Here is a 21,319-nt window from a genome sequence, read left to right on the forward strand (position 1 = left end):
TAATTGCAAGCTTTTATCATTCTTCTATCGTTTTCATGCCGCACTCTGCGCGTCGCTGGCGTCCCGTGGCTGCCCTGGTCAGCCTCGTCACCGTCATTCCGCTCTCGGTCATCCTGGCGGCCCTGGCCGCGCCGGACGGGGCCATCTGGGCCCACCTGCAGCATTACCTGTTGCCCGAGCTCTTGCGCAATACCTTCTGGCTGGTGCTGGGGGTCGGTGGCGGGGTGCTGCTGGTCGGGGTGCCGCTGGCCTGGCTGATCGCACTCTACGAGTTTCCCGGACGGCGCTTGTTCAACTGGGCGCTGATGCTGCCGCTTGCCATGCCGGCCTACGTCATGGCGTTTTCCCAACTCGGCCTGTTCGACTTCACCGGCCCGCTGCAGAGCTGGCTGCGCGCCACCACCGGCGACTCCAGCTGGGTGCCGTCGCTCCGCTCCACCGGCGGTGTGGCGCTGGTCATGACGCTGGCGTTCTATCCCTATGTCTATCTGCTGGCGCGCAACGCCTTCGCCAGCATGGGGCGGCGCGCGCTGGAAGTGGGACAGTCGTTCGGCCTGTCGCGAGTCCAGGGTTTCTGGCACGTGGCGCTGCCGATGGCGCGGCCGTGGATCATCGGCGGCGTGACGCTGGCGTTGATGGAAACGCTGGCCGATTTCGGCACCGTCGCCATCTTCAATTACGACACCTTCACCTCGGCCATCTACAAGGCCTGGTTCAGCCTGTTCTCGCTGCAGGCGGCCAAACAGCTGGCATCGCTGCTGGTGCTGATGGTGTTCGTGCTGGTATGGCTCGAGCAGCGTGCGCGCGGCCGCCGCGCCTATACCCAGACCGGCCGCGCCGCACCGTTGCCGCGCTTGCGGCTCGCCGGCTGGCAACGCTGGGCGGCTACGCTGTGGGCGTCCCTGGTGCTGCTGCTGGCCTTCGTGCTGCCGTTCGGCCAACTGCTGTGGTGGGCCTGGCAGGCCGGAGTGGAGGACTTCAACACCGAGCTGCTGGGCTACGCGCTGCGCTCGGTGCTGCTGTCGCTGATGGCCGCCCTGGCCGTGGCCGTGGTGGCGCTGGCGCTGGCCTACGCCCAGCGGCGCGACCCGCAGCCGGCCACGCGTTTCTTCGCCCGTTTGGCGACGCTCGGTTACGCCGTCCCCGGCACGGTGCTGGCGGTGGGGGTGTTCGTGCCGGTGGCCTGGCTCGACAACCTGCTGCTCGGCTGGCTCGGCGGCGCGCTGGGCAGTGGCACCACTTCCATTCTCAAGGGCACGCTGCTGGTAATGCTGCTGGCCTATGTCTCGCGCTTCCTGGCGGTCGGCCATTCTGCCATCGACGCGGCGATGGGGCGCATCACCCGCAGCCAGGAAGAGGCGGCACGCAACCTCGGCTATTCCGGCTGGAGCCTGCTGCGCCACGTGCACTTGCCGCTGCTCAAGGGCGGCCTGTTCACCGCCATGCTGATGGTGTTCGTCGACGTGATGAAGGAGATGCCGATCACGTTGATGACCCGCCCGTACGACTGGGACACCCTGGCCGTCCGGGTGTTTTCGTTTACCACCGAAGGGCAGTGGGAGCACGCCGCGCTGCCGTCAGTGGCCATCGTCCTGGCCGGCCTGTTGCCGGTCATCGTGCTGTCCCGCCAGAAAGATCATGCCTGAATCATGACTGCATTGCTCGAATTGGATTCCGTCAGCCAAGCCTACGGTACCACCACGGTGGTCGAGGCGATGAGCTTCACGCTGCAGAAGGGCGAGATCGCCTGCCTTGTGGGCAGTTCCGGTTGCGGCAAGACCACGGTGCTGCGCTGCATTGCCGGTTTCGAGCCGGTCAACGCCGGCGAGATCCGTCTCGACGGCAAGGTCATCAGCAGCCGGGACTACCTGTGTCCGGCGCATGAGCGCCATATCGGCATGGTGTTCCAGGACTACGCGCTGTTCCCCCACCTGACCGTGGCCGGCAACGTCGCCTTCGGCCTGCGCGCCCTCGGACGCAAGGACAGTGCGGCGCGCGTGCAGGAGATGCTCGAGGTGGTCGGCTTGGCCGGCTTGGCCAAGTCCTACCCGCACGAGCTGTCCGGCGGCCAGCAGCAGCGCGTGGCGCTGGCGCGCGCCTTGGCGCCGCGCCCGCGGCTGTTGCTGATGGACGAGCCGTTCTCCAACCTCGACGTCGACCTGCGCGAGCGCCTCTCGCGCGAGGTACGCGACATCCTGAAGCACGAAGGCACCACCGCCATCCTGGTGACGCACGACCAGAACGAGGCGTTCGCCATGGCCGACCAGGTCGGGGTGATGCAGGGCGGGCGGCTGCTGCAGTGGGACACGCCGTACCGGCTCTACCACGAACCGGCCACGCGCTACGTCGCCGACTTCATCGGCCAGGGGGTGTTCCTGCCCGGCCGGGTCAGCGGGCCGCAGTGCATCAGCATGGAGATCGGCGAATTCTGCGGCATACTGCCGCTGGGCTTCGAGGTAAACGACCGGGTGGACGTGCTGTTGCGCCCGGACGACGTGCAGCATGACGACAGCAGTCCGATGACCGCCACGGTCGAATCCAAGGTGTTCCGTGGCGCCGAATTCCACTACACGCTGGTGCTGCCATCAGGCCAGCGTGTGCTGGCGCAGGTGCCGAGCCACCACAACCACGCCGTGGGCGAGCCGATCGGCATCCGCCTGGAGCTCGATCACCTGATCGCCTTCCATCACGGCGGATAGCCGATGCGTCCTAGCGGATGGCTCGGCTCTCCCGTCGATTTCCTGCTGGAAACGTTCGGCGATCCACCATAGTGGGATCGAGCCCTGGAGGGAGTGTGAAAAAAAAATGCGCTCAAGATGCGCCGAGATGGCGGCTTGCACCCTGTTTTGGGCGTCGAAAACGTTCTGAAACCATAAAAAAAGCATCGTTTCCCTGATCGGGAGCACGATGCTTTTTTTTTAAGCGGTCGGCATCGCGAGCGGCATGCCGCCGCTCGAAGCCTCGCTTTGGCCTGACTCAGCCCGCGAGCCAAGTGCCCGGATGGCGTTCCAGCCAGTTGCGGATGGCGCGGGCATCGCTGATGCGTGCCGAGGGGGCGTTGGCGGCCAGGAGCACGATGATCAATGGCTGGGAGCCGACGGTGGTCTGCAGCACCATGCAGCGTCCCGCTTCCTGGATGTAGCCGGTCTTTTGCAGGGAAATGTCCCAGTCGCCCGCGCGCACCAGCGAGTTGCTGTTCTTGTAATGGAGCAGCCGGCGCGAGCCCGATACGACGTCGTGTTCGTGCGTGGTGGAGAAGGTGCGGATCAGCGGGTAGTTGTTGGCGGCCCGCACCATGCGCGCCAGATCCATGGCGGTCGCGGTGTTGCGCACCTCGAGGCCGGTCGCATCGTAGAAGATCGTGTTGTGCATGCCGAGCGCGCGCGCCTTGCGGTTCATCTGCGCCACGAAGGCCTGGGTACCGCCGGGATAGGTACGGGCCAGTGCGGCGGCGGCGCGGTTTTCCGACGACATCAGCGCCAGCAACAACATCTCGCGGCGCGGCAGCGTGGTGCCCACGGCCAGACGTGACGAGGTGTTCTTCAGTCGGTCTATCTCGTTCTCGGTGATGGTGATCGGCTCATCCATCGACAGACCGGCATCCAGCGTGACCATCGCCGTCATCAGCTTGGTGATCGACGCGATCGGCAGCGGCAGATCGGTATTCTTCTGATACAAGGCTTCGCCATTGGCACCGTTGAGCACCAGCACCGAGTGCGACTTCAGATGCGGTGCGCTCGGCATATTGGCCGCAACCTGAATGCCCCGAATCCCTTGGCTTTCGGCGCTTGCGGCAAACGGCAGGGCCAATGCGGCGGCGACCAGCCAGCCCGCAAAATTCCTCAACATTATCAACTGCTCCCGTACGTCATGATGGGGTGGAACGAATACTTTTATTTTAAACAATCCGCCATGGCCTTGTGACGGTAAATTGCCAAAAAATACTGACCCGTCGGCACGACGGGAGTTTCTCTGCGCACTCTTGTAAAATGGACGTCTCAAGCGCCCAGACCGAGAGCAGCATGATCGTCACCTTCCCCGATAGTCCGTTCAAGCTCCATCAGCCGTTCCCGCCGGCCGGCGACCAGCCGGTGGCCATCGAGCAACTGGTCGAAGGGCTGTCCGACGGCCTCTCCTATCAGACCCTGCTCGGCGTCACCGGCTCCGGCAAGACCTTCACCATGGCCAACGTCATCGCCCGCACCGGCCGGCCGGCCATCATCATGGCGCACAACAAGACACTGGCGGCGCAGCTCTACTCCGAGATGCGCGAGTTCTTCCCCGAGAACGCGGTCGAGTACTTCGTCTCGTACTACGACTATTACCAGCCGGAGGCCTACGTCCCCAGCCGTGACCTGTTCATCGAAAAGGACTCCAGCATCAACGAGCACATCGAACAGATGCGCCTGTCCGCGACCAAGAGCCTGCTGGAGCGCCCCGACTGCGTGATCGTCGCCACGGTGTCGGCGATCTACGGTATCGGCGACCCGTCCGACTACCACCAGATGATCCTGCACCTGAAGGACGGCGAGACCATCCCTCAGCGCGACATCATCTCGCGGCTGGTGACCATGCAGTACGAGCGCAACGACCTCGACTTCACGCGCGGCACCTTCCGCGTGCGCGGCGACGTGATCGACATCTTCCCGGCGGAATCGGCCGAACTCGCGCTGCGCGTCAGCCTGTTCGACGACGAGGTGGAAACGCTCACGCTGTTCGACCCGCTGACCGGCGTCACCAAGCAAAGAGTGGGCCGGTTCACGGTGTTCCCGTCCAGCCACTACGTCACGCCGCGCGACACCGTGCTGCGCGCCTGCGAGCAGATCAAGCAGGAATTGCGCGACCGCATCGAGTTCTACCAGCGCGAAGGCAAGCTGGTCGAGGCGCAGCGCATCGAGCAGCGCACCCGTTTCGACCTCGAGATGCTGTACGAGATGGGCTTCTGCAAGGGCATCGAGAACTACTCTCGGCACTTCTCCGGGCGTGGTCCGGGCGAGCCGCCGCCGACGCTGATCGACTACCTGCCGAAGAACGCGCTGATGTTCATCGACGAGAGCCACGTCACCATTCCGCAGATCGGCGGCATGTACAAGGGAGACGCCGCGCGCAAGCTGAACCTGGTCGACTACGGCTTCCGCCTGCCGTCGGCCGCCGACAACCGGCCGCTCAAGTTCCACGAGTTCGAGCGCATGATGCCGCAGACGGTATTCATCTCGGCCACGCCCGCCGATTACGAGGCCCAGCATGCCGGCCAGGTGGTGGAGCAGGTGGTGCGCCCGACCGGCCTGGTCGACCCCGAGATCGAGATCCGTCCGGTGGCGAGCCAGGTCGACGACCTGCTGTCCGAGATCACACTCAGGGTGCAGCGCAACGAGCGCGTGCTGGTCACCACGCTGACCAAGCGCATGGCCGAGCAACTGGCCGACTACTACACCGAGCACGGCATCAAGGTACGCTACCTGCACTCCGACATCGACACCGTCGAGCGTGTCGAGATCATCCGCGATCTGCGGCTCGGCATGTTCGACGTGCTGATCGGCATCAACCTGCTGCGCGAGGGCCTCGACATCCCCGAGGTCAGCCTGGTGGCCATCCTCGACGCCGACAAGGAAGGCTTCCTGCGCTCCGACCGCTCGCTGATCCAGACCATCGGCCGCGCCGCGCGCAACCTGCACGGCAAGGCCATCCTCTACGCCGACCGCATCACCAACTCGATGCAGCGCGCCATCGACGAGACCGAACGCCGCCGCACCAAGCAGCTCGCCTTCAACGCCGAGCACGGCATCGTGCCCAAGGGGGTGGAGAAGAAGATCAAGGACATCATCGACGGCGTGTACAGCGCCGAGGCCGAGAAAAAGAAACTGGTCGATACCGCGCGCGTGGCGATGATGGACGAGAAGGCGCTGGCCAAGGAAATCAAGAGCCTCGAGAAAGAGATGCTCGAGGCGGCGCGCAACCTGGAATTCGAAAAAGCCGCGGTGCTGCGCGACCAACTCAAGGCGCTGAAGGAAAAGGCCTGGATCAACGAGCTGTAACGTTCACGAGATAACACCGCATGACATTCCGTTCCATTTTGTTCGTCTGCCACGGCAACATTTGCCGCTCCCCCACCGCCGAAGGTGTGATGCGCGCCAAGCTGGAAGAGGCCGGCCTCTCGCTGCAGATCGAGGTCGATTCGGCCGGCACCCATGACTACCATGTCGGCGAAGCACCGGACCCGCGCAGCCAGCAGGCGGCGCGACGGCGCGGCTACGACCTGTCGGCCCAGCGCGCGCGCCAGGTTTGCCTGGCGGATTTCGAGCGCTTCGACCTGGTGCTGGCGGCCGACCTGCGCAACCTCACCGCGTTGCGCCAGCATTGCCCCCCCGCCTTGCGGCACAAGCTGGCGCTGATGCTGGCCCCGCTGGGCGGCAACCGGGAAGTGCCCGATCCCTATTACGGCGGCGAGAGCGGCTTCGATCACGTGCTCGACCTGCTGGAGGCCGCCTGTGACGGCTGGCTCGAGCGGCTGCAGCAGGACCCGTTGCCGCGTTGAACCGGCCGGCGTGCAGCCAGAGACGGCATGATGCTGCTATCATCAAGTGAGAAAAACGCCGGGGCGGAGTGCCCCGATGCTCTGCTTCGGCCAACCCCACCCACTTGGCTCGTGCTACGGTGAACACGCCCTAGAATCATAAAAAAAGGAAACCCATGGGGACTCCGCCGAAAGTGGTTAACGGCAAACCAACCATAGAAGTCGCCCCCTGCCACTCGGCCGACGTCATCCTGGCGCGGCAGCCGGGGCGCTCGTCGCTGGCGCAGCAGACCGTCATCGTCATCGGTTCCTCGACAGGAGGCACCGAAGCCCTGCGCGCACTGTTGACGGCATTGCCGGAGGGCATGCCGCCGATTCTGATTGCCCAGCACATGCCGGAGATGTTCACCAAGTCGTTCGCCGCCCGGCTCGATTCGCTGTGCAAGCTGGCGGTGAAGGAGGCCGAGGATAACGAGCGGTTGCAGGCCAATACCGTCTATATCGCGCCGGGACACTCGCACCTGCTGCTCAAGGCCGGCCCGAGCGTCGGCCTGTTCACCTCGCTCAACGCCGGCCCGCCGGTGAACCGCCACCGCCCCTCCGTCGACGTGCTGTTCCGCTCCGCCGCCAACCTGGTCGGCAAGAACTGCATCGGCGTCATCCTCACCGGCATGGGGCGGGATGGTGCCAACGGCATGGCCGAGCTCAAGCAGGCGGGTGCCTACAACATCGCCCAGGACGAAGCCAGTTGCGTGGTGTTCGGCATGCCCAAGGAGGCGATTGCGCAGGGCGGGGCGCACGAGGTGCTGCCGCTGACCGCCATCGCCGGCCGTCTGGTGGCGCTGGCCCAGCAGCGCCCGCCGCAGTTATAACAGGATAATCATGACGTTTTTACCCATTCTGGTGGTCGAGGACGATGCCGACCTGCGCGAAGCCATCGTCGATACCCTGAGTCTCGCCGGCTATCCCACGCTCGAGGCCGGCGATGGCCGGGAGGCGCTGGCGGTACTGGAGAAGGAAATCGTAGGGCTGATCGTGTCCGATGCGCAGATGCAGCCGATGGACGGCTACGCGCTGTTCGACGAGGTGAAGAAGCGCCACCCCGGCCTGCCCTTCATCCTGATGACGGCCTACGGCGTGATCGAGCGCGCCATCGAGTTGTTGCGCGCCGGGGCCACCCACTACCTGCTCAAGCCGTTCGAGCCGGCCAGCCTGATCGCCGAGGTCGAGAAGCATCTGTTGCGCATGCCGGCCGAGCAGGGCGACGGCGTGGTGGCGGAGTCGGCCGCCATGCGCCAGTTGTTCTCGCTGGCGAGCCGGGTTGCGCAAAGCGACGCCACCGTGCTGATTTCCGGCCCCAGCGGGTCCGGCAAGGAGGTGCTGGCGCGCTACATCCACCGCCACTCGCGCCGCGCGGCCGGGCCGTTCGTGGCGGTCAACTGCGCGGCGATCCCGGAAAACCTGTTGGAATCGACGCTGTTCGGCCACGAGAAGGGCGCCTTCACGGGCGCGGCGCAGGCGCTGCCCGGCAAGTTCGAGCAGGCCCAGGGCGGCACGCTGCTGCTCGACGAGATCACCGAGATGCCGCTCGCGCTGCAGGCCAAGCTGCTGCGCGTCTTGCAGGAGCGTGAAGTGGAGCGGGTCGGCAGTACCCGCACCATCCGCCTCGACGTGCGCGTGCTCGCCACCACCAACCGCGACATCCAGCGCGAGGTCGAGGCCGGCCGCTTCCGCGAGGACCTGTATTTCCGGCTCAACGTCTTCCCGCTTTCCATCCCTGCTCTGGCGGCGCGGCGCGACGACATCCTGCCGCTGGCACGGCTTATGCTTAAAAGGTATGCGGAGGCCGCCGGACGGGGCCCGCTCCGGCTTTCGGGCGGGGCGGAACGTCAATTGACGGCCTATAGTTGGGAAGGTAACATCCGCGAACTGGAAAATGTCATGCAGCGGGCGGTGATTCTTGCCGCCGGGGCGGAAATTCTTGCCGCCGACTTGATGTTGCCGGACCATTCCTGCCTTGTGGAGCCGGTTGCCTTTTCCCCGGTTGCCGTCGCCCCGCCAGCGGAGTCCGACATGAAGACGCTGGAGCGACGGCACATTCTGGAAACACTGGCCGCCGTGGGTGGAGTGAAGAAGCTCGCGGCAGAAAAACTGGGCATCAGCGAACGCACCCTGCGTTACAAGCTGCAGCGCTATCGGGAGGACGACTCGATGGAGCCGGCGGACGAAGGGCGGGTCGGGGTGTCGGGCAGCAGGGAGTAAGCATGGCGACACAGGGCATAGACCAGCTATTGGGGGAGTTGCGGGCATCCGCAGCTCTGGCGGCAGGCAAGACGCAGCAGCCGCAGGAGACGCCGCAAGTTGACTTTGCGGATGTTCTCAAGTCCACTATCGAGCAGGTGAATTCCGCTCAGCAGACTTCGCAGGAAATGCAGAAGCAGTTTGAGCTGGGGGAGGAAGGGGTTAACCTGCAGGACGTGATGGTGTCTTTGCAGAAAGCCAGTCTGTCGTTCCAGACCATGGTCCAGGCACGCAACAAGCTGGTATCCGCCTATCAGGAAATCATGAATACTCAAATCTAGCGCTGCTTGTGTCATGCCGGCAGCGGTTGGGATTGAAAGCATAAAACCACTGTATGGCTGATCTGGCAGATAACGCTACACCTCCATGGCGCATGCGCGTCAATGAAGCGAGCGACCGCTTCAAGGCGTTGCCCAACAACAAGAAAATCCTCCTTTTCGCGGCGCTGGCCGCCGTGTTCTCGGTCATCGTCGGCCTGCTCGTCCTCAACCGCACGCCCGACTACAAAGTCTTGTTCGCCAACGTGGCCGACCGCGACGGCGGCCAGATCACGGCCGCCTTGCAGCAGATGAACGTGCCCTACCAGATCGGCGCCGGCGGCGTGATCTCGGTGCCGTCCGACAAGGTCTACGACGTGCGCCTGAAACTGGCGGCGCAGGGCCTGCCCAAGGCGGGCGGCGTCGGCTTCGAACTGATGGACAACCAGAAGTTCGGCATCAGCCAGTTCGCCGAGCAGGTCAACTACCAGCGCTCCATCGAGGGCGAGCTGGCGCGCACCATCGAAGCCATCGGCGCGGTCGAGTCGGCGCGCGTGCACATCGCCATCCCCAAGCAGAGCGTGTTCGTGCGCGACCAGCAGCAGCCGACGGCCTCGGTCATGCTCAACCTGTATCCGGGGCGAGTGCTCGACGCCGGGCAGATCGCCGGCATCCTGCATCTGGTATCCAGTTCGGTTCCCAATCTGTCGGCACGCAACGTGACGGTGGTCGATCAGGACGGCAACCTGCTGTCCAGCCAGGCCGACGTCAACAACGCCAGCGGGCTGGATCAGCGTCAGTTGAGCTACGTGCACCAGATCGAAAGCGATTTCGTCAAGCGCATCGAGGCCATCCTGGAACCGATTTTCGGCCGCGGCAACGTGCGGGCGCAGGTCACCGCCAACGTCGATTTCTCCGAGGTGGAACAGACCTCGGAAACCTTCCGTCCCAACTCGACCCCCAACCCGTCGGCGACGCGCAGCCAGCAGATCGTCGAGAAGCTGGGCAGCGGCGCCACGCTGCCGGGCGGCGTGCCGGGCGCCCTGTCCAACCAGCCGCCTTCGGCCGCCTCGGCGCCGATCACCCTGCCGCCCGGGGCCGCCCCGGGGACGGCCACGCTGTCCGGACAGGCGCTGGGACAGAACGGCGCACTGGAGCGCCAGCTCATCACCAACTACGAAGTCGACAAGACCATTCAGCACACCAAGCTGCCCAAGGGCGTGCTCAAGCGCCTGTCGGCGGCGGTGGTGGTCAACTACCGCCTGATGCCGGACCGCAACGGCGAGGTCAAACCGACCCCGCTCACCGCCCAGGAGATCCAGCAGGTCAACAACCTGGTGCGCGAGACCATGGGCTATAACACGGAGCGTGGCGATACGCTCAACGTGGTCAACGCGGCGTTTGCCGGCAACGCCCCGCCGCCTTCGCTGCAGGATAAGGTCGTCGATTACGTCAGCAGCAATGCCACCGATCTGGTCAAGTACCTGCTGCTGGCGATCGCCGTGCTGTACCTGCTGTTCGGCGTGGTGCGCCCGATCGTGCGCGACGTGCTCAAGCCGCCCAAGGCCGACAAGGGCCCGGCGGCCGCCGAAGGAGAGGAAGCCGCCGGCGCGCCCGGCCGTCTGCTGGCCGTGGCCGGCGAAGAGGGCGAGGCGGCCGCGGCGGCCGAGGAAGCCAACCTCGATCCACGCGAACGGCAGCGCCGTCAGTACATGAGCAATCTGGAAGCCGCGCGCGAACTGGTGAAATCCGATCCGCGCATGGCGGCGCAGATCATCAAGGAATGGATCAGTTCCGATGAGTGATAACGGAGTGCACCGCAGCGCGGTGCTGCTGTTCAGCCTGGGGCAGGCCGAGGCCGTCGAGGTGTTCAAGTACCTGGGGCCCAAGGAGGTGCAGAAGATCTCGCTGGCCATGGCGTCGATCAACAACCTCAGCCATGAGGACATCGACGTGGTCGTCAACCAGTTCCGCGAGGAGTGCCAGGCGCGGGCCAGTCTCGGCGCCTCCGATGAATACCTGCGCAACGTGCTGGTCGAGGCGCTGGGCGCGGACAAGGCCTCCAACCTGCTCGACAAGATCATGCAGGGCAACGACCAGAGCGGCATCGAGAGCCTGAAGTGGATGGACCCGTCGTCGGCGGCCGACCTGATCCGGAACGAGCACCCGCAGATCGTCGCCACCATCCTGGTGCACCTCGACCCCGACCTGTCGAGCGCCATCCTGGGCTACTTCCCCGAGCGCCTGCGCAACGAGGTGCTGATCCGCACCGCGACGCTGGAAGGGGTGCAGCCGCAGGCCTTGCGCGAGCTGAACGACGTGTTGACGCAACTGTTGTCCGGCTCCGACCGCATCAAGAAGAGCGCCGCCGGCGGCATCGCGCTCACGGCGGAAATCCTCAACTTCATGGGCGGCAACGTCGAGGCTTCGGCGCTGGGCTACATCCGCGAGCACGACCCGGAACTGGCGCAGCGCATCCAGGACAAGATGTTCGTGTTCGAGAACATCCTCGACATCGACGACCGCTCCATCCAGACCATCCTGCGCGAGGTGCAGACCGATTCGCTGGTGGTGGCGCTCAAGGGCACCAGCCAGGAGCTCAAGGACAAGATCTTCCGCAACATGTCGCAGCGGGCGGCGGAAATGCTGCGCGACGACCTCGAGGCCAAGGGGCCGGTCAAGCTGTCCGAGGTGGAAGCGGAGCAGAAAGAGATTCTCAAGATCGTGCGCAAACTGGCCGACGACGGCCAGATCGTGCTAGGCAGCAAGGGTGGCGATGAAGGCCTCGTCGAGTAACTCGATCATCCCCGGCGAGCAGGTCACCGAATGGCGCGCCTGGTCGCCGGCCAGTTTCCAGGACGCCGCCGCGCCGGCCCCCCGCGCCGCGGAGGAGCCTGCCGTCGCGGCGGAGGGCGAGAGCCCGGAGCCGGACGAGGACCCTCCCTTAGCCGCGTCCGAGGAGGGCGATCCGGCAGAGGAGGCGCCGCCCAGTTCCTATCCCACGGCCGCCGAACTGGAGGCCATCCATCAGGAAGCCTGGCAGACGGGGCACGAGGCTGGTCTCGCCGAAGGGCGGCTGCAGGGGCAGGCCGAGGCGCTGGCGGAGGTGTCGGCCACCTTCGCCCGGCACTGGGAGCCCTTGCAGGCGCTGGCCGACCAGTTTGCCGATGGCTTGAACCGGATGGAGGCGGAGCTCGCGCACGACATCCTGTCGTTTTCGGTCGGCCTGGCCGAGCGGCTGGTGGCGGCGCATCTGGCCTGCGATCCCTGCGCGCTCGAGTCGGTGCTGCGCCAGGCCTTGTCCGACCTGCCCGCCACGCTGGGGCAGGCGCGTCTGCGCGTCAATCCCGACGACCTGGAGGTGGCGCGCGCCTTCCTGCAGCAGGAAACCCCCGAAACCGTCTGGCAATGGCTGCCCGACCCGTCCATCGCGCGCGGCGGTTGCATCATCGATACCGCCCATCTGCGCCTGGACCTGACCCTGACCGCCCGTCTCGACGCGTTGAAGTCGGCCCTGGGATTGGAGCCGTCGACCGATGACTCACCAGCTGCTTGAGCGCCAGCGGCGCTTTCTCGACGAGTGCCGCAGCGTGGCCGACCGGACGCCGCTGTGGCAGACTTGCGGCAAGCTGGTGCGGGTCACCGGCATGGTGATGGAGGCGGTCGGCCTCAAGCTGCCAGTGGGCAGCGCCTGCACCGTGTCCCTGCCGGATGGCCATGCCGTCGAGGCGGAGGTGGTCGGCTTTGCCGGCGACAAGGTGTTCCTGATGCCGCTGACCAACGTCCAGGGCCTGCTGCCGGGGGCCGAGGTGCGGCCGCTGGTGGCGCAGCACGCCCCGGTCTTCGGCCAGGGGGCCGCGCCGGCCAGCCTCTCGGGCTCGGCGGGGCGCCAAGTGCCGGTCGGCTTCAACCTGCTGGGCCGGGTGCTCGATTCGCTGGGGCGGCCGCTCGACGAAAAGGGCGCGCTGCAGCCCGAAGCCTATTTCCCCTTGTACAGCCAGCCGCTCAATCCGCTGGAACGCTCGCCGGTGCGCACCGTGCTCGACGTGGGCGTGCGCGCCATCAACGGCCTGTTGACCGTCGGCCGCGGGCAGCGCCTGGGCTTGTTCGCCGGCTCCGGCGTCGGCAAGAGCGTGCTGCTCGGCATGATGGCGCGTTTCACCAAGGCGGACATTGTGGTGGTCGGCCTGATCGGCGAGCGAGGGCGCGAGGTCAAGGACTTCATCGAGAACATTCTCGGCGAGGAAGGGCGCGCGCGCTCGGTGATCGTCGCCGCGCCGGCCGATACTCCTCCGTTGATGCGTCTGCACGGCGCGGCCTACGCCACGGCCCTGGCCGAATACTTCCGCGCGCAGGGGCTCGACGTGCTGCTGCTGATGGACTCGGTGACGCGCTATGCCATGGCTCAGCGCGAGATCGCGCTCGCCATCGGCGAACCGCCGGTGACCAAGGGCTATCCACCCTCGGTGTTCGCGCGCCTGCCACAGTTGATCGAGCGTGCCGGCAACGGGGCTGCCGGCGGCGGGGCGATCACCGCCTTCTACACCGTGTTGTCCGAGGGCGACGACCAGCAGGACCCGATCGCCGATGCCGCCCGCGCCATCCTGGACGGTCACTTCGTGCTGTCACGCGAGCTGGCCGAGGCCGGTCATTACCCGGCCATCGACATCGAACAGTCGATCAGCCGGGTCATGGTCGACGTGGTGGAGCCGCGCCAGATGGACTTGGCGCGCCGCTTCAAGCAACTCTACTCGCGCTACCAGCGCAACCGCGACCTGATCAGCGTCGGCGCCTACGTGGCCGGTTCCGACCCGATGCTGGACGAGGCGATCCGGCGCCAGCTGCCGATGGTCGGCTTCCTCACCCAGCCCATGCACGAGTCCCATGGCTACGACTCCTGTCTCGAGCAACTGGCCAGCACCCTGGCGTAGTGAGTCGCGGCGATGAAACCGAGCAAGTACGCGCTGTTGGTCCGACTGGCCGAAGAAAAGCAGGAGGCCGCCGCCGAGCGCATGCGCCAGGCCCAGGCCCGGCTGACTGAGGCATTGTCACGGCTGGAGCAGCTCGATGCCTTCCGCAATGAATACCGGCAAAGACTGCAGCAGAGCGGGGAGCGCGGCATGCCGGTGGCGCAGTGGCAGGATTTCCGCCGCTTCATCTCCCGGCTGGACGAAGCCATGCACAGTCAGCAGGCCGAGGTGGACCGCTGCAAGCAGACCTTTTTGCTGGCGCGGCAGGCGTGGAACAACGAGCGCAAACAGCTGAAGGCCTTCGAGACGCTGATCGAGCGCGAGCAGGCGCGCCAGGCGGTGCTCGAAAGCAAGCGCCAGCAGAAATTGAGCGATGAATTTGCCACCCGGCGTTTTTGGGACAAGCAGCACGAGGAGTAGGGGGAGGGTACGGTGTCGAAGGTGCCGCGATAGGTGCCGGCAGCATCCGTGCTCGAAAGGCTGGCCTGGAACTTGCTTTTCCATGACCATCTTTTAGCTGGAAGCCTTTGGTCATGACGATTTCCATCCTTTCCCAAGCGGCGGTGAGCCCCAAGGGGCTGGCCGCGCAGAGCAGTGCGGCAGCCGGTGAGGACATTGCCGTCGGTAACACGCTGTTCGCCGGCCTGCTCGGCCAGCAACTGAGCCAACTGACTGCGCTGTCGGCGGCGGCCCCGAGCGCCGGGACGGAAGGGGAGAGCGCGGCCAGCGGCAAGAAATCGGCCAAGAAGAGCGTGCTGCCGGAGGAGTTGGTCCCGGCTGGGCAGATCGTGGCCTTGCAGCCGGTGCAGGCCGCCGTCACGTCCGAGCTGAGGCTGAATACGGAACCCGAGGTGGCCTCTGTCGCGCCGGGGGACGAGGTGCAGGAGGGGCTCCTGGCCGGGCTGGTGAGCGATAAGCCCCTTGCGGCAGAGGCGCAAAAATTGCCGGTGGACGGTGCTGCATTCGGACAATTCTTGCCGGTTCAGGCGGCGGCGAGCGGGGCGACCCAGCCGCCCGCCGAGGCCGGCCAGGCCAAGGTGCTGCCGTTGCCGATCAGCGACAGCAACTGGTCCAAGGCCATGAGCGAGCAGATGCTGTCGCTGGTCAGCGTCAAGGCCGACAAGGCCCAGATCCAGATCAATCCGCCCGAGCTCGGTCCGATCGACGTCACCCTGAAGCTCAATCAGGATCAGGTCCAGGTAACCTTCAGCGTTGCCACTCCGCAAGCGCGCGAAGCGGTGGAAAACAGCTTGCCCAAGCTCGCCACGATGCTGGCAGGAAGCGGCTTGCAACTGGCCGACGCCCAGGTGTCCAGCGGCCAGTCGGGGGGAGACCCGCGTCAGTCGCAGCGCCAGGCCAAGGCCTCGCGCGAGCCGGAGGACCAGGCCGTGGAGGGCAGCGATACCTTGTCGCTGATCAATCGGTCGCGGAATGTATTGAGCATTTTCGCCTGAATCAGGCGTGCTACTCATCATTTCGACCGCTGGGCGGGCCGGTGCCGCCCCTAAGTTGATGAATAACTCACACTAATTTGTCATTACCTCTATCCAGTCCGCCGGGATTTCTGGAAAATAGTAAAAAATACTATTTTGAAGACTGCAAGTTACGGACTGAGGTTTTATGGCGGAAGAAAAGAAAGCCGAGAAAAAGGCAGGGGGGAGTGGCAACAAGCTGATGATCGTCGTCATCGCTCTGCTGCTGCTGGTTCTTGTCGCCGTGGGGGGGCTGGCGGCCTATATGTTCACCAGCCTGCACGCATCGGCTGGCGACGCCCATGCCGAACAGGCGGCCGAGAAGCCCAAGAAGAAAGAAGGCCCGCCGATCTTCGAAAAGCTGGACACCTTCGTCGTCAACCTGGCCGGCAATGGCGGCAACATGCTGCAGGTGGACATGCAGGCGGAACTGGCCGACGAGGAAACCAAGAAGAAATTCACCGAGTACATGCCCAAGATCCGCAGCGCCCTGATCCTTTTGCTGTCGTCCAAGTCGCCGGACGAACTGGCCACCCCCGAGGGCAAGGTGAAGCTCAAGGCCCAGGTCAAGAAGATCATCAACGAATCGATGGACGCGGGCGAAGAGGAACCGGTGGAAAACATCCTGTTCACCGCTTTCATCATCCAGACGCAGTAAGCCATGGCCGACGATATCCTCTCCCAGGATGAGGTAGATGCCCTTTTGCGAGGGGTCACGGGAGAAGAGGCCGAAGACGATACCGGCCAGGACTCCCAGGGAATCCGTGCCTACGACATCGGTCGTCAGGAGCGGATCGTGCGCGGGCGCATGCCGACGCTCGAGATCATCAACGAGCGTTTCGCCCGCAACCTGCGCATCGGCCTGTTCAATTTCATCCGGCGTAACGCGGAAATCTCCGTCGGGCCGGTGCGGGTGCAGAAATACAGCGAGTTCATCCGCAACCTGGTCGTGCCGACCAACCTCAATCTGGTTCACGTCAAGCCGCTGCGCGGCACCGGCCTGTTGATCTTCGACCCGGACCTGGTGTTCCTGGTGGTGGACAACCTGTTCGGCAGCGACGGCCGCTACCACGTGCGCGTCGAGGGGCGCGATTTCACCCCGACCGAGCAGCGCATCATCCGGCGCCTGCTGGAGGTGGTGTTCACCGAGTACCAGAAGGCCTGGGAGCCGGTCTACCCGATCGAGTTCGTCTATCTGCGCTCGGAGATGAACACGCAGTTCGCCAACATCGCAACGCCGACCGAGGTGGTGGTGGCGATGACCTTCCATATCGAGATGGGCGCCGGCGGCGGCGAGTTCCACGTCTGCCTGCCGTACTCGATGGTCGAACCGATCCGTGACGTGTTGTCGAGCACGATGCAGGCCGACCGTACCGAGGTGGACAACCGCTGGGTCAACCTGATGTCGCGTCAGGTGCAGGCGGCGGAGGTCGACCTGGTCGCCACTTTGGCCGGTACCAGCGTGACGCTGGGGCAGGTGCTCAATCTTAAGAAGGGCGATGTCGTGATGCTGGAAGTGCCGGAGAAGATCATTGCCGACGTGTCGGGGATTCCGGTATTCGAATGCACCTACGGCACGGTGCAGGGGCGCTATGCCCTGAAGGTGGAAACCATTCTGGCCGGGGCGCACGAATTGGCCGAGCCCAAGGCCGGAGGAGAGCAACAATGAGTGACGAGCAACAAGCGAATATGGGCGAAGAAGAGGTGTCGATGGACGACTGGGCGGCCGCCATGGCCGAGCAGGAGTCGGCCGAGGCCCAGTCTCCGTCCGAAGCCACGGTGCAGCCGGCCCACGCGCTGTTCCAGGAATTCGGCGCCCCTGCGGCCAGCGCCAGCGTGCCGCAGAACCTCGACATGATCCTCGACATCCCGGTGCAGCTCACCGTGGAACTGGGGCGCACCCGTATCGCCATCCGCAACCTGCTGCAGCTGGCCCAGGGCTCGGTGGTCGAACTGGACGGCCTGGCCGGCGAGCCGATGGACGTGCTGGTGAACGGCTGCCTGATCGCCCAGGGTGAGGTGGTGGTGGTGAACGACAAGTTCGGCATCCGTCTGACCGACATCATCACCCCGGCCGAACGCATCCGCCGGCTGCAGAAATAATGCGGGGCCTGCTGCTGTCGTTGCTGGCCTTGCCGGCCGCCGCCGCCACCGCGGCACCGACGCCTCCCGGCCCGCTGATGAGCCTGTTGCAGGTTGTCGTCGGGCTGGCTATCGTGCTGCTCGCCATCGTCGGCGTGGCCTGGCTGTTCCGCCGCCTGAGCGGCGGCATGCTGCCCGGTTCGCACCGCCTGCGCGTGGTCAGCGGCCTGATGGTGGGGCAGCGTGAGCGGGTGGTCATCGTCGAGCTGGAAGGCGAGTGGCTGGTGCTGGGGGTGACCGCGCAGGCGGTCAACCTTCTCACGCGCCTGCCGCGTCCCGACGATGCCGATGACGTGGCCACGACCCCCGGCGATCCGTTCGCCCGCTGGCTCAAGAAAGCGCTGAGCGCCTCCCGCACTCCTTCCGGTCCTTCCGCTTCATGAAACGTGTCCTGGTTTTTTCGGGCCTGCTGCTTGCCGGCCTGTTTCCGTTTGTGGCCGATGCGGCCGGCCTGCCGCTGATGAACAGTTCGCCCGCTGCCGGCGGCGGGCAGAACTACTCGCTCAGCCTGCAGATGCTGCTGTTCATGACGGCGCTGTCGTTCATTCCGGCCCTGCTGCTGATGATGACCTCGTTCACCCGCATCATCATCGTGCTGTCGCTGCTGCGCCAGGCCATGGGTACCATGCAGGCGCCGCCCAACCAGGTGCTGATCGGCCTGGCGCTGTTTTTGACGCTGTTCGTGATGGGGCCGACCTTCGATCAGGTGTACAGCAAGGCCTGGGTGCCGTTCTCCGAGGACAAGATCGGCTTTGCCCAGATGATGGAGGAGGGCGGCAAGCCGATGCGCGAGTTCATGCTGAAGCAGACGCGCGAGAAGGACCTGGCGTTCTTCATCGAGGTGTCGCAATCGCCGGCGCCGCCTACCCCGGCCGAGGTGTCGATGAAGACGCTGATCCCGGCCTTCGTGATCAGCGAGCTGAAAACCGCGTTCCAGATCGGCTTCATGGTGTTCATCCCCTTCCTGATCATCGACCTGGTGGTGGCCAGCATCCTGATGGCGATGGGGATGATGATGGTGTCGCCGGTGATCATCTCGCTGCCGTTCAAGCTGATGCTGTTCGTGCTGGTCGACGGCTGGACCCTGCTGATGGGGTCGCTGGTGCGGAGTTTCTACGCCGGATGAACAGTAATTGGATCATGAGGAAGGCCTTGCCATGAGTCCCGAACTCGTCATCAACCTCGTGCAGAACGCCTTGTACGTTCTGATCATCGTCGCGGCTCCGGTCCTGCTGGTGTCGCTCCTGGTCGGTCTCTTGATCAGCGTGCTGCAGGCCGCCACGCAGATCAACGAAATGACACTGACCTTCATCCCCAAGCTGCTGGCGCTGTTCGTCACGCTGGTGCTGGCCGGGCCATGGATGATCAACACGCTGGTCGACTACACCGTGCGGCTGTTCCAGAGCATTCCCAACGCGATCGGCTGATGATCCCGATCAGCGACCTCCAGATCAACGCGCTGGTCAGCCTGTTCGTCTGGCCTTTCGCCCGCATCATGGGGCTGCTGCTGGCCGATCCGCTGTTCGCCTCGCGCTCCGCGCCGGCGCGCTTCAAGGCCGGCTTCGCGTTGTTGTTGACGCTGCTGCTGGTGCCCTTGTTGCCGCCGCAGCCGGCGATCCCACTGGTGTCGGCCGAGGGGATGGCGGTGCTGGTGCAGCAGTTGCTGATCGGGCTGGGGCTGGGGCTGGTGATGCGCGTGGTGATCACCGCGGTCGAGATGGCCGGTTTCGTCATGGGCACGCAGATGGGCCTGGGCTTCGCCTCGTTCTACGACCCGATCAACGCGGCCCAGGTGCCGACCATTTCGCGCATCCTGACGATCTTCACCTTCCTGTTGTTCCTGCTGATGGGCGGGCACCAGGTGGTGATCGCCACCCTGCTGGAGAGCTTTCGCACCCTGCCCATCGGCATGACGCTGCCGTCCGACGTGTTCAAGGCGCTGGCCCATTGGGGCGGGCACATCTTCGCCTGGGGGCTGTGGCTGGCCTTGCCGGTGGTGGCCGCGCTGCTGGTGACCAACCTCGCCATCGGCGTGATGACCCGCGCCTCGCCGCAGTTCAACATCTTCACCTTCGGCTTTCCGCTGACGCTGATGGTCGGCTTCGCCGCGCTCTACCTGGCGGTGCCGTTGATGGTGCCCGCCCTCGAGATGTTCTATCGCGACGCTTTCTCCTTCATGCAGGGCATGCTGAAGGCAGGCTAGGACGTGCCGCCCACGCGGAGCCGACGGTGAATCCGGCCGGGCTTTCTGGTAACATGTCGCCGATTTCATCGAACTCAACCCGGCCGCGTTGCGGCCTTTATTACTGACTGAGGCGATTATGGCTGGCCACAGCAAATGGGCGAACATCAAGCACAAGAAAGAACGCGCTGACGCCAAGCGCGGCAAGATCTTTACCCGACTGATCAAGGAAATTACCGTTGCCGCCCGTCTCGGCGGCGGCGACCCGGACGCCAACCCGCGCCTGCGCCTAGCGGTGGACAAGGCGCTCGACGCCAACATGCCGAAGGACAACATCCAGCGCGCCATCGACCGCGGCGCCGGCACGCTGGAAGGCGTGGACTACGTGGAAATCCGCTACGAGGGCTACGGCATCGGCGGTGCGGCGGTGATGGTCGACTGCATGACCGACAACAAGACCCGCACGGTGGCCGACGTGCGCCACGCCTTCAGCAAGTACGGCGGCAACATGGGCACTGACGGCTGCGTGGCGTTCCAGTTCAAGCACTGCGGCTACCTGGTGTTCGCGCCGGGCGTCGACGAAGACGCGCTGATGGAAGCGGCGCTGGAAGCCGGCGCCGAGGACGTGGTGACCAACGACGACGGCTCGATCGAGGTGATCACCGCGCCGTACGAGTTCACCGCGGTGAAGAGCGCGCTGGAAGCGGCCGGATTCAAGGCGGAAATGGGCGAAGTGACCATGCGCGCGCTCAATGAAACTGAACTCACCGGCGAAGACGCCGAGCGCATGCAGAAGCTGCTCGACGCGCTGGAAGACCTGGACGACGTGCAGGAGGTGTATACCTCCGCCGTGATGGACAACTGATCGCTTGGGAATAAATCTGCTGCGCGCCCCGATCCCGGCCCTGTGATGCTCGCCGTACCATTTGTACGGCTGAGCCTTTCGAGTCTCCTTGGGTCGAACCCGCCTCGGCTCGCGGCGATGACCGCAGGGAATCCCTGTGGGACGATTTCTTCCTCTAGCTTTGAGCCTGGTCCAGGCTACGCGCCTACCGGTAATTTTCTCGAAAGGCCTGCCACGACGGCGGGCCTTTTGCTCGTTTAGGAGCCGTTCCATGCCTTACCGTGCGCTGCTGCCGGCCCTGCTGTGGTGGGGGCTGTCGCTGTGGCTGCTGCTGAAGCCGGCGGGGGCGCCGTCGGCGATTCCGTATTTCGACAAGATCGGTCATTTCATGCTGTTTGGCGTGCAGGCCGCGCTGCTGGGATGGGGCCTGCATCGTGTTGGCGTGCCTCGGCCGCGCCTGACGGCCTGGCTGGGCTGCGTGCTGTGGGCCGGTCTGTCGGAGGGGCTGCAGGCCTGGCTGACGGTGGATCGCGCGGCGGAGTGGCTGGACGCGCTGGCCGACGTTGCCGGGGCCGGTGCGGCCGTGCTGGTGCTGGGGCGCTGCATCGCGCCGGCCGGCAAGGCGGTGTAAACTGAG

Annotated in this window: 23 protein-coding genes; 22 read left to right on the top strand and 1 reads right to left on the bottom strand. The window is 65.2% G+C overall.

Annotation, left to right across the window (positions count from 1 at the left end; all coding sequences use genetic code 11):
- The first annotated feature begins 35 nt into the window (after window positions 1-35).
- Window positions 36-1,646 (top strand): iron ABC transporter permease, encoded by a 1,611-nt coding sequence (locus PSEMAI1_RS0105205; RefSeq protein WP_024301844.1) that lies wholly within the window; start codon window positions 36-38, stop codon window positions 1,644-1,646.
- Between the two features lie 3 nt (window positions 1,647-1,649).
- Complete coding sequence (locus PSEMAI1_RS0105210; RefSeq protein WP_024301845.1) at window positions 1,650-2,699, top strand: ABC transporter ATP-binding protein; 1,050 nt, start codon at window positions 1,650-1,652, stop codon at window positions 2,697-2,699.
- A 277-nt stretch (window positions 2,700-2,976) separates the two neighbouring features.
- Here the strand turns inward: PSEMAI1_RS0105210 and PSEMAI1_RS0105215 are convergent, their stop codons facing one another.
- Window positions 2,977-3,849 carry a serine hydrolase gene (locus PSEMAI1_RS0105215; RefSeq protein ID WP_024301846.1) on the bottom strand — a complete coding sequence of 291 codons (873 nt, stop codon included), beginning with the start codon at window positions 3,847-3,849 and terminating at the stop codon, window positions 2,977-2,979.
- A 173-nt stretch (window positions 3,850-4,022) separates the two neighbouring features.
- On the opposite strand from PSEMAI1_RS0105215, the gene uvrB reads away from it, so the two are divergent.
- The 20 genes from uvrB to PSEMAI1_RS0105315 all read left to right on the top strand — a co-directional run bounded on the left by uvrB (window position 4,023) and on the right by PSEMAI1_RS0105315 (window position 21,313).
- Complete coding sequence (gene uvrB / locus PSEMAI1_RS0105220) at window positions 4,023-6,035, top strand: excinuclease ABC subunit UvrB (RefSeq protein WP_024301847.1); 2,013 nt, start codon at window positions 4,023-4,025, stop codon at window positions 6,033-6,035.
- Window positions 6,036-6,055: 20 nt separating this feature from the next.
- Window positions 6,056-6,535 (top strand): low molecular weight protein-tyrosine-phosphatase, encoded by a 480-nt coding sequence (locus tag PSEMAI1_RS0105225; RefSeq protein ID WP_024301848.1) that lies wholly within the window; start codon window positions 6,056-6,058, stop codon window positions 6,533-6,535.
- Window positions 6,536-6,690: 155 nt separating this feature from the next.
- Complete coding sequence (locus tag PSEMAI1_RS0105230) at window positions 6,691-7,386, top strand: CheB methylesterase domain-containing protein (RefSeq protein WP_024301849.1); 696 nt, start codon at window positions 6,691-6,693, stop codon at window positions 7,384-7,386.
- Window positions 7,387-7,396: 10 nt separating this feature from the next.
- The gene (locus tag PSEMAI1_RS0105235; RefSeq protein WP_024301850.1) at window positions 7,397-8,776 is read left to right on the top strand and encodes a sigma-54 dependent transcriptional regulator; all 1,380 of its coding nucleotides are present in this window, start codon (window positions 7,397-7,399) and stop codon (window positions 8,774-8,776) included.
- Window positions 8,777-8,778: 2 nt separating this feature from the next.
- Window positions 8,779-9,096 carry a flagellar hook-basal body complex protein FliE gene (gene fliE, locus PSEMAI1_RS0105240; RefSeq protein WP_024301851.1) on the top strand — a complete coding sequence of 106 codons (318 nt, stop codon included), beginning with the start codon at window positions 8,779-8,781 and terminating at the stop codon, window positions 9,094-9,096.
- Between the two features lie 92 nt (window positions 9,097-9,188).
- Window positions 9,189-10,877, top strand: coding sequence for a flagellar basal-body MS-ring/collar protein FliF (gene fliF / locus PSEMAI1_RS0105245; protein WP_232219839.1), 1,689 nt, complete (start codon window positions 9,189-9,191; stop codon window positions 10,875-10,877).
- Window positions 10,870-11,868, top strand: coding sequence for a flagellar motor switch protein FliG (fliG, locus tag PSEMAI1_RS0105250; RefSeq protein WP_024301853.1), 999 nt, complete (start codon window positions 10,870-10,872; stop codon window positions 11,866-11,868). Before fliF ends, fliG begins: the two co-directional genes overlap by 8 nt.
- Window positions 11,849-12,628: a flagellar assembly protein FliH gene (locus tag PSEMAI1_RS0105255; protein ID WP_024301854.1), complete on the top strand. Its 780-nt coding sequence runs from the start codon at window positions 11,849-11,851 to the stop codon at window positions 12,626-12,628. The genes fliG and PSEMAI1_RS0105255 overlap by 20 nt, the downstream gene beginning before the upstream one ends.
- Window positions 12,609-14,003, top strand: a complete 1,395-nt coding sequence (gene fliI / locus PSEMAI1_RS0105260) for a flagellar protein export ATPase FliI (protein ID WP_024301855.1) — start codon at window positions 12,609-12,611, stop codon at window positions 14,001-14,003. The genes PSEMAI1_RS0105255 and fliI overlap by 20 nt, the downstream gene beginning before the upstream one ends.
- A 12-nt stretch (window positions 14,004-14,015) precedes the next feature.
- Window positions 14,016-14,462 (top strand): flagellar export protein FliJ, encoded by a 447-nt coding sequence (gene fliJ, locus PSEMAI1_RS0105265; RefSeq protein WP_024301856.1) that lies wholly within the window; start codon window positions 14,016-14,018, stop codon window positions 14,460-14,462.
- A 113-nt stretch (window positions 14,463-14,575) separates the two neighbouring features.
- Entirely contained in the window at window positions 14,576-15,496 is a 921-nt protein-coding gene (locus PSEMAI1_RS0105270; protein ID WP_232219840.1) for a flagellar hook-length control protein FliK, read from the top strand.
- A gap of 166 nt (window positions 15,497-15,662) precedes the next feature.
- Window positions 15,663-16,172, top strand: coding sequence for a flagellar basal body-associated FliL family protein (locus PSEMAI1_RS0105275; protein WP_024301858.1), 510 nt, complete (start codon window positions 15,663-15,665; stop codon window positions 16,170-16,172).
- Window positions 16,173-16,175: 3 nt separating this feature from the next.
- Window positions 16,176-17,183: a flagellar motor switch protein FliM gene (gene fliM / locus PSEMAI1_RS0105280; RefSeq protein ID WP_024301859.1), complete on the top strand. Its 1,008-nt coding sequence runs from the start codon at window positions 16,176-16,178 to the stop codon at window positions 17,181-17,183.
- On the top strand, window positions 17,180-17,617 hold the full coding sequence (fliN, locus tag PSEMAI1_RS0105285; protein WP_024301860.1) for a flagellar motor switch protein FliN: 438 nt from the start codon (window positions 17,180-17,182) through the stop codon (window positions 17,615-17,617). Before fliM ends, fliN begins: the two co-directional genes overlap by 4 nt.
- A complete protein-coding gene (fliO, locus tag PSEMAI1_RS0105290) occupies window positions 17,617-18,039 on the top strand; it encodes a flagellar biosynthetic protein FliO (RefSeq protein ID WP_024301861.1) in 423 nt (140 codons plus the stop codon). The genes fliN and fliO overlap by 1 nt, the downstream gene beginning before the upstream one ends.
- Window positions 18,036-18,782, top strand: coding sequence for a flagellar type III secretion system pore protein FliP (gene fliP, locus PSEMAI1_RS0105295; RefSeq protein ID WP_024301862.1), 747 nt, complete (start codon window positions 18,036-18,038; stop codon window positions 18,780-18,782). The genes fliO and fliP overlap by 4 nt, the downstream gene beginning before the upstream one ends.
- A gap of 31 nt (window positions 18,783-18,813) precedes the next feature.
- Window positions 18,814-19,083: a flagellar biosynthesis protein FliQ gene (gene fliQ / locus PSEMAI1_RS0105300; RefSeq protein WP_024301863.1), complete on the top strand. Its 270-nt coding sequence runs from the start codon at window positions 18,814-18,816 to the stop codon at window positions 19,081-19,083.
- The gene (fliR, locus tag PSEMAI1_RS0105305) at window positions 19,083-19,859 is read left to right on the top strand and encodes a flagellar biosynthetic protein FliR (protein ID WP_024301864.1); all 777 of its coding nucleotides are present in this window, start codon (window positions 19,083-19,085) and stop codon (window positions 19,857-19,859) included. The genes fliQ and fliR overlap by 1 nt, the downstream gene beginning before the upstream one ends.
- 118 nt (window positions 19,860-19,977) lie before the next feature.
- Entirely contained in the window at window positions 19,978-20,703 is a 726-nt protein-coding gene (locus PSEMAI1_RS0105310) for a YebC/PmpR family DNA-binding transcriptional regulator (RefSeq protein ID WP_024301865.1), read from the top strand.
- 250 nt (window positions 20,704-20,953) lie between these two features.
- A complete protein-coding gene (locus PSEMAI1_RS0105315; RefSeq protein WP_024301866.1) occupies window positions 20,954-21,313 on the top strand; it encodes a VanZ family protein in 360 nt (119 codons plus the stop codon).
- Window positions 21,314-21,319 lie beyond the last annotated feature (6 nt).

This window comes from Pseudogulbenkiania sp. MAI-1 (assembly GCF_000527175.1).
Lineage (GTDB): Bacteria > Pseudomonadota > Gammaproteobacteria > Burkholderiales > Chromobacteriaceae > Pseudogulbenkiania.